Annotated in this window: 6 protein-coding genes and 1 pseudogene; 1 reads left to right on the top strand and 6 read right to left on the bottom strand. The window is 71.0% G+C overall.

The window, feature by feature from the left end; all coding sequences use genetic code 11:
* Positions 1-9: 9 nt before the first annotated feature.
* The 6 genes and pseudogenes from AW270_RS00660 to AW270_RS00640 form a co-directional block, all read right to left on the bottom strand.
* Positions 10-3,072 carry a type I polyketide synthase gene (locus tag AW270_RS00660; RefSeq protein ID WP_061289073.1) on the bottom strand — a complete coding sequence of 1,021 codons (3,063 nt, stop codon included), beginning with the start codon at positions 3,070-3,072 and terminating at the stop codon, positions 10-12.
* Positions 3,073-3,090: 18 nt separating this feature from the next.
* Entirely contained in the window at positions 3,091-3,930 is an 840-nt protein-coding gene (locus tag AW270_RS00655; RefSeq protein ID WP_082801197.1) for an ABC transporter permease, read from the bottom strand.
* Positions 3,927-4,418, bottom strand: coding sequence for a DrrA family ABC transporter ATP-binding protein (locus AW270_RS40885; protein ID WP_245674511.1), 492 nt, complete (start codon positions 4,416-4,418; stop codon positions 3,927-3,929). The genes AW270_RS00655 and AW270_RS40885 overlap by 4 nt, the downstream gene beginning before the upstream one ends.
* A gap of 21 nt (positions 4,419-4,439) precedes the next feature.
* Positions 4,440-4,859 (bottom strand): annotated as a pseudogene (locus AW270_RS42020) (ATP-binding cassette domain-containing protein); the annotation flags it as partial.
* Positions 4,860-4,948: 89 nt separating this feature from the next.
* Positions 4,949-5,269 carry a winged helix-turn-helix domain-containing protein gene (locus AW270_RS00645; protein WP_061289070.1) on the bottom strand — a complete coding sequence of 107 codons (321 nt, stop codon included), beginning with the start codon at positions 5,267-5,269 and terminating at the stop codon, positions 4,949-4,951.
* Entirely contained in the window at positions 5,266-5,688 is a 423-nt protein-coding gene (locus AW270_RS00640; protein WP_061289068.1) for a hypothetical protein, read from the bottom strand. The genes AW270_RS00645 and AW270_RS00640 overlap by 4 nt, the downstream gene beginning before the upstream one ends.
* Positions 5,689-5,994: 306 nt before the next feature.
* Between AW270_RS00640 and AW270_RS40875 the strand changes: the two genes are divergently transcribed.
* On the top strand, positions 5,995-7,926 hold the full coding sequence (locus AW270_RS40875) for a fibronectin type III domain-containing protein (RefSeq protein ID WP_061289064.1): 1,932 nt from the start codon (positions 5,995-5,997) through the stop codon (positions 7,924-7,926).
* Positions 7,927-7,944 lie beyond the last annotated feature (18 nt).

The following is a 7,944-nucleotide window of genomic DNA, read 5'->3' as shown; positions in this document are numbered from 1 at the left end:
TGGACGCGATCAGGCGATGCCGAGTTCGTTGTCGATGACGTCGAAGAGTTCGTCGTCGGAGAAGGAGCCGAGGTCGGCGCCGGGTCCCTGCCACGCGGCGAGCAGATCGGCGAGACGGGCGGTGATCCGGTCGCGGTCGGGCCCGTCGGCGTCGAGCCGGCCGAGTGTGGCCTTCAGCCGGTCGAGGTCGCCCAGCAGTTCAAGGGCGTCGGCGGGGCCGCCCTCGGATCCGCAGGCCGGGGCGAGCCGGTCGTACAGGTGCCGGGCCAGCGCCTCGGGGGTGGGGAAGTTGAAGATCATGCCGCCGTCGACGCTCAGCCCGGTCGCGGCGGCGAGGCGGTTGCGCAGTTCGACCGCGCCGAGGGAGTCGAAGCCGAGCGTCTTGAAGGTGTGCGCGCCGTCGACGTCGCCGGCCGTCCCGTGTCCCAGCACGGCCGCCGCGTGCCCCTTCACCAGGGCGAGCACCTCCTCGTACGAGGTGGCCGACCCGGCCTCCGCGGGACCGTCGGCGGACTCGACGGAGTCGGCGGCGAGCCGCTCTCGGGCCGCGCCCTCCAGCCAGAAGTCCCTGCGCTGGAAGGCGTAGGTGGGCAGGGCGATGCGGCGTCCGGCGATGCCGAAGTCGACCGGCACCCCGGCGACGTGGGCCTCGGCGAGGGAGGTGAGGAAGCGCCGCGCGCCCTCGTCCCGGCGCAGCGTCGACAGCGGCTGCGACAGGATCGGGTGGGGGCTGACCTCGATGAACGGCCCGTAGCCCGAGTTGGTGAGCGCGGTCACGGCTTCCCGGAAGCGGACCGTCTCGCGCAGGTTGGTGTACCAGTAGAAGGCGTCGAGCCCGCCGGTCTGCGCCCAGTCGACGGTGACCGTGGAGAAGAACGGCACCCGGGCGGGGACCGGGGAGATGAAGCCGAGTTCGGTGAGGAGCGCGTCGCGCACGTCCTCGACCTGGTGGCAGTGGGAGGCGTAGCCGACGGGCAGCACCCGGCTGCGGACGCCGAGCGCCACGGCGGCGGCCTCGATCTCGGCGAGCGGCTCCAGATCCCCGGAGACGACGACGGACTCGGGCCCGTTGTCGACCGCGAGCTCGACCCGCTCGGACAGGTACGGCGCGACGTCCTGGGCCGACATGCCGAGCGCCAGCATCGCGCCCCGCCCCCGGATGGCGCGCAGCGCCGTCACCCGTGACACGACCAGCCGCGCGGCGTCGGCGAGCTCGATCGCCCCGGCGACGACGGCGGCGGCGACCTCCCCCTGGGAGTGGCCGACCACGACGGCCGGTTCCACCCCGTGGGACCGCCACAGTTCGGCCAGCGAGACCATCACCGCCCACAGGACGGGCTGCACCAGGTCGTCGGCGTCGAGGTCGCGCCCGGTCCGCAGGACGTCGAGGAGGTCCCAGCCGACGTGGGGGCGCAGCGCGGCGGCGCACTCGGCCATCCGCGCGGCGAACACGGGCGAGGTGGCGAGCAGGTCGGCGGCCATCCCCGGCCACTGCGACCCCTGCCCGGGGAAGACCATGACGATCCCGGGCGCGGGCCGGGCCGTCCCCTGCACGAGGTTCGGGGCGGGCAGCCCGGCGGCGAGGGCGTCGAGCCCGTCGAGGAGTTCGGCGCCCTCCCCCAGGACGACCGCGCGGTGCTCGAAGGCGGCCCGTCCGGTCAGCAGCGTGTGGGCGACGTCGGCCGGAGCCGCGCCTTCGGCGGCCTGCCGCAACCGTGCGGCCTGCGCGCGGAGCGCGGCGGGGGTGTGGCCGGACAGCGCCCAGGCGACCGGCCCCGCGTGGCACGGCGGCTCACCGGCGACACGGTCGGGGCCGGGCTCGGGAACACGATCAGGTACCCGGGCGGGTTCGGCGACGACCACGTGGCAGTTGGTGCCGCCCATGCCGAACGAGCTGACGCCCGCGACCAGCCGCTCCCCCGGCGACGGCCACGCCCCGGTCGAGGTCTGGACGACGATGTCCGCCGGGACGGCGGGATTGCGCGTCTCGTGGTTGAGCGTGCCGGGCAGTTCGCGGTGGCGGATGGCCAGCACCGTCTTGAGCAGTCCGGCGATGCCGGCGCCGCCCTCCAGGTGGCCGATGTTGGTCTTGACCGAGCCCACGACCAGGGGCGGCGCGTCCGCGCCCCGGGCCGCGCTCAGGGCGGCCGCTTCGATCGGGTCGCCGACGGGGGTGCCGGTGCCGTGGAGTTCGACGTACTGGACGGAGCCGAAGGGCACCCCGGCCCGCTCGCACGCGAGCCGGACCAGTTCCTCCTGGGCGGCGGCCGACGGCACGGTCAGCCCGCCGCCCTGGCCGTTGTTGACCGCGCTGCCGAGCAGCACGCTGTAGACGTCGTCCCCGTCGGCGACGGCGTCGTCGAGGAGTTTCAGCACGACGACCCCGCCGCCCTCGCCGCGCGCGTAGCCGTTGGCGCGGGCGTCGAAGACGTAGCTGCGCCCGTCGGGCGAGAGCCCGCCGAACTCCTGGCAGGCCAGCGCGCTGTCGGGCGACAGGTTGAGGCTCACGCCGCCCGCGAGCGCGACCGCGCACTCGCCCCGGCGCAGGCTCTCGGCGGCCAGGTGCACCGCGACCAGCGACGACGACTGCCCCGAGTCGACGACCATGCTGGGCCCGGAGGCCCCCAGGAAGTAGGACACCCGATTGGCGATGGCCGACCGCTGGGTGCCGCCGAGGGTGTGCCGGCCGATGAGGGAGACGTCCCGCTGGCGGCCGAGGGTCGCGTAGTCGTCCCAGATGGCGCCGTAGAAGACGCCGGTCCTGTGGCCGCGCGCGGCCGGGATGCCCGCGTCCTCCAGCGCCTCCCAGCTCAGTTCGAGCATGAGGCGCTGCTGGGGGTCCATGGCGGCGGCTTCCCGGGGGGAGATCCCGAAGAAGGCCGCGTCGAATCCGGCGACGTCGTCGAGGAAGGCCCCGGCCCGGGGAGCGGGGACGGTGTCGTCCCATCGTCCGGGCGGGACCTCGGTGACGGCGTCGCGGCCGTCGCGGAGCAACTGCCAGAAGGCCTCCGGGCTGGGCGCCTGCGGTAACCGGCAGGCCAGCCCCACCACGGCGACGGGCTGGTACGTCATCTCGCTCCTCGGAGGGGGCTAGTCGCGCGCGCGGCGCAGGAAGCCCACGACGCCGATGACGGCGAACAGCAGGCAGCAGCCGCCGAGCACGCTGAGGTCGATCCACAGCGCGATCGAGGTCACGTCGGGCACCAGGACGGCCCGCATGCCCTCGCTGACGTACGTGAGGGGGTTGGCCGCCGACACCCACTGGAACCATTCGAGGTCGGCGATCGAGTGCCACGGGTACTGGGTCGAGCCGGTGAACGCGATGGGCGTGAGCAGCACCGCGAACATGATCTCGATCCGCTTGGGGGCGACCGACGTGCCGATGGCCAGCCCGATCGCGGCGCCGGCGACGGCCCCGGCGAACAGCACCCCGAAGGCGGGCGCGAGACCCTCGACCGGCCACGAGACGCCGGGGAACAGCAGGAAGCCGAACGGCACCATGACCAGGGCGGCCAGCGTGCCGCGCAGGCCGCCGAACAGGATCTTCTCCAGGGCGACCGCCCAGATGGGCAGCGGCGCCATCAGGCGGTCCTCGATCTCCCGCGTGATCGCCAGGTCGAAGACCAGCGGCAGCGAGGTCGCGTAGACGCCGCCGAGCAGGGCGTTCAGCGCGATGATGCCGGGCAGCAGGATCGCGGCGAAGTTGTCGCCGGTGAAGCCGACCTCGGCGAGCACCATGCCGAAGATGAACAGCATGAAGAACGGCTGCACGATCGACTGCGCGAGGAAGTCGAACGGCTCGCGGGCCATGACGAACAGGTCGCGCCAGAGCACCGAGCCGAAGGTGCGCAGCGGGCTGCTTCTCACCTCGGGGGCGGGCGGCAGCGGGGTCTCCTCGACGCTCTCGGGCGCCGACAGCGTGGCGGTCATCTGACTTCCCGTCCGGTGATGTGGATGAAGACGTCCTCCAGGCTGAGGCGGGCGACGGCCACGTCGCGGACCTCGTGGTCCCGCTCGGCCAGCAGCCGGAGCGCGACCGGCAGGATCTCGCCGCTGGTCAGGTCGGTGAACAGGCGCACCCGGCCCTCGCCGAGGTCCTCGGTCCGTTCGACGCCGGGCAGCGCGGCCAGCGCCCCGGGCAGGCCCTCGGTGTCGCCGCCGACCGTGAAGGTGACGGTGGTGGCGCCCTGGATGTCGCGGGCGAGGTTCTCGGGCAGGTCGCAGGTGATCAGCTTGCCGTGGTCGATGACGCCGATCCGGTCGCAGAGCTTCTCGGCCTCGTCCATGTCGTGGGTGGTCACGACGACGGTGACGCCCTCGTCGCGGAGGGCCGCGACCCGCTCGTGGACGAACAGGCGCGACTGCGGGTCGAGCCCGGTCGAGGGTTCGTCGAGGAACAGCACCCGGGGGCTGTGCATGAGCGCGCGGGAAATCATCACACGCTGCACCTGGCCGCCGGAAAGGAAATCGATTCTGGCTTTCGCCCGGTCGGCGAGGCCCATTCCCTCAAGAATGGAATCGGCCCGCCGATTCCTTTCCGCACGCGGCACACCGTGATATGCGGCATGAAAAAGGAGATTCTGCCGGACGTTGAGAGCCCGGTCGAGATTCACTCTCTGGGGGACGACTCCGAGAACGCGCTTGGCGCCCGTGGAATTGCCCACTACGTCGACCCCATCGATCGTGACCTGGCCTGACGTGGGCAGGACACGCGTCGTCAGCACCCCGATGGTGGTCGACTTGCCGGCGCCGTTCGGCCCGAGGAGACCGAATACCTCGCCTTGCGCGACGGAGAAACTCAGTCCGTCGACGGCGGCGGGCGCGTTGTTGTTATATCTCTTGACGAGATCCCTTACCACGACAGCATCGTTCACGGTGCTCAGGCTAACCGCGGGGCCGTCGGCGATCACAGCCGCCGGAATCGTGGATAGGGGTGCCCCGGGTCCTGTTACGGGTTTCCGATGATTCTGCGCAGCACGTCCATGTAATTGGTGAACGCCGCGCGGCCCTGGTCGGTCAGGGACAGCCAGGTGCGGGGGCGTTTGCCCTCGTAGCCCTTGGTCGCGTTGACGTAGCCGGCCTCCTCCAGGGCCAGCAGGTGCTTGGACAGCAGCGAGTCGCTGACCTCGATCGTCTCCTTGAGGAAACGGAAGTCGGCCTCGTCGGCCGCCGCGAGGGCGGCCATGATCGACAGGCGCACGGGGGCGTGGATGACGTCGTCGAGGTCGAAGCGCGGGTGGGTGTGACCCTCCGGCGGCTTGGCGCTCATCGCCCGCTCCGGAAACGCCACCCGGCGTAGATCGCGGGCGCGCCGGAGACCAGGCACAGCAGCGCGACCAGCCAGTCGAGGCCGTCGACCCCGCCGAGCTTGAGGCCGAGGCCGACAGCCGGGGGCAGCAGGAAGACGAGGAACGCGAGCGCCACCCAGCCGCGCGTGTACCAGGCCGCCGAGACCTGGCCGCGGTGGCGGTCCCCGCGCGGGACGGCGTACAGCACGATGCCGCCCACGATCCAGACCACGTAGCCGGCGTTGCGGACCCAGTCGGGCGCGAGTAACTGCGTCCACCAAAAGGGGGCGGCCGCGAGGCCGGTGATCAGCAGGGTGGTGCCGAAGTGGCGGCGCGCCTTGCGCACCTCTTCCTCGACGCGGCGGATCTCGTCGAACGCCGAACTGGCGGACAGTTCCATTACTCCTCCTCTGTTCCCGTACTCAAACGATAGCGAGTACTCAACCGCCGTTCAAGTGGATGACCAGAGATCCGATCTTTTCGAGTAAGTCGAAGGGATCTTGACAGATCTTGCCAAGCTGGAGCGGTCCATGCCGACACTCTGACCTGCGCCGTCTTGTCGATCATCGATCGAGAAGTTTCCAGCAGAGCGCCGAATGTTGCGTTCGTGTGTCGACCGCTGTCAAGATGACGCCGAGCCGTCCGATGTTACGCGGCGATAACACCGCGACGAGCTTTCCTCTCCGCCAGACCGAAGGAGTTCCACGTGGCCGTCTCCCGCCGGGGGTTCATGACCTCCGCCATGACCGGCTCCGCCCTCGCCGCGGTGTCCTCGACCGGTGTGCTGTCCGCGCTCTCCAGCCCGGCACACGCGGCGAGCCCGCCCGGTGACGTGGTGGGGAAGGTCACCGTCGGATATCAGGGCTGGTTCGCCTGCCGTGGCGACGGGTCCCCCATCGACCTGTGGTGGCACTGGAGTGGTGCGAACAATAGCCAGCCGCCCTCGCCCACGAACAACACCATCGTGTCGTGGCCGGACGTCCGCGACTACACGCGGACCTACCCCACCGCCTACCCGAACCTGAACAACGGCCAGACTGCCAACCTGTTCTCGTCGTGGGACCAGCAGACGATCGACACCCACTTCAAGTGGATGCGCGACTACAACTGCGACACCGCCGCCCTCCAGCGCTTCAACCCGTTCAGCGGCGAGGGCCCGATCCGCGACGCGATCACGGTGAAGGTGCGGCAGGCCGCCGAGGCCTACGGCCGCAAGTTCTACATCATGTACGACGTCACGAGCTGGACGAACTTCCAGTCGGAGATCAAGACCGACTGGACGACCAAGATGTCGGCGTACACCCAGAGCCCGATGTACGCCAAGCAGAACGGCAAGCCCGTCGTCTGCATCTGGGGCTTCGGGTTCAACGACCCCGGGCGGCCGTTCACCCCGGCTCAGTGCCTCGACGTCGTCAACTGGTTCAAGGCCCAGGGCTGTTACGTCATCGGCGGCGTGCCGACCTACTGGCGGCAGGGGATCAACGACTCGCGCGCCGGGTTCGGCGACGTCTACCGCGCGTTCAACATGATCTCGCCGTGGATGGTCGGCCGCACCGGCTCGATCTCGGGCCTCGACAGCTTCTACACCAACCTGACGGTGCCCGACGTCGCCGAGTGCAACGCGCGCGGCATCGACTACCAGCCCTGCGTCATGCCGGGCGACCTCCAGTCGCGGGCCCGTTCCCACGGCGACTTCATGTGGCGGATGTTCTACAACACCATCCGCGCGGGCTCCCACGGCCTCTACATCTCGATGTTCGACGAGTACAACGAGGGCAACCAGATCGCGAAGACCGCCGAGACCTCGGCGTGGGTCCCGGCCGGTTCGGGCATCCTCGCGCTCGACGAGGACGGCACCTTCTGCTCCTCCGACTACTACCTGCGGCTCACCGGCGACGGCGGGCGGATGCTCAAGGGGCAGATCCCGCTGACCGCGACCCGGCCGACCCCGCCGGTGGTCTCCTCAGGCGACGGCCAGGCCCCGTCGGTCCCGGCCAACCTGGTGGTGACCGACCGGACGGCGACCTCCGTCACCCTGTCGTGGGCCGCCTCGACCGACAACGTCGGCGTGGCGTCCTACCAGGTCAACCGGGGCGGCACGGCGGCCGGCACGACGGCGGCGACGACCTTCACGGTGACCGGGCTGACGCCCAACACGGCCTACACCTTCACCGTCGCCGCCCGCGACGCGGCCGGGAACACCTCCGGCCCGTCGAACCAGGTGTCGGCGACGACGCTCGCGCAGACCACCGCGTTCGTCGCGCTGCGGGCCCGGGTGAACAGCAGGTTCGTCACGGCCGCCGCCGGACAGGCCCTCATCGCGAACGCGACGACGGCCGGCACCGCCCAGCAGTTCGAGCGCGTCACCCTGTCGGGCGGCCAGATCGCGCTGCGGGCCCGCTCGAACAACCAGTACGTCTGCGCCGACGACGCGGGCGCCGCGCCGCTGATCGCCAACCGCGCCGCGGTCGGCCCGTGGGAGACGTTCACGCTGGTGCAGAACTCCAACGGCTCGGTCAGCCTCCGCGCGCAGGCCAACAACCAGTACGTCTGCGCCGAGAACAGCGGCGCCGCCGCGCTGATCGCCAACCGGGCGGCCATCGGCGGCTGGGAGCAGTTCGACATCGTGCCCGTGTAGCGAGAACTGTCGCCCGGG

It is taken from the genome of Herbidospora cretacea (assembly GCF_001570605.1).
Taxonomy (GTDB): Bacteria; Actinomycetota; Actinomycetes; order Streptosporangiales; family Streptosporangiaceae; genus Herbidospora; species Herbidospora cretacea.
The sequence above is the reverse complement of the archived record's forward strand: the minus strand, read 5'-3'. Positions and strand labels throughout refer to the sequence as shown.

What these genes read in the sequence shown, in the direction of transcription:
- AW270_RS00645 (WP_061289070.1), bottom strand. Translation starts at nt 5,269, where the DNA reads ATGAGCGCCAAGCCGCCGGAGGGTCACACCCACCCGCGCTTCGACCTC.
- AW270_RS40885 (WP_245674511.1), bottom strand. Translation starts at nt 4,418, where the DNA reads ATGCACAGCCCCCGGGTGCTGTTCCTCGACGAACCCTCGACCGGGCTC.
- AW270_RS00655 (WP_082801197.1), bottom strand. Translation starts at nt 3,930, where the DNA reads ATGACCGCCACGCTGTCGGCGCCCGAGAGCGTCGAGGAGACCCCGCTG.
- AW270_RS00660 (WP_061289073.1), bottom strand. Translation starts at nt 3,072, where the DNA reads ATGACGTACCAGCCCGTCGCCGTGGTGGGGCTGGCCTGCCGGTTACCG.
- AW270_RS00640 (WP_061289068.1), bottom strand. Translation starts at nt 5,688, where the DNA reads ATGGAACTGTCCGCCAGTTCGGCGTTCGACGAGATCCGCCGCGTCGAG.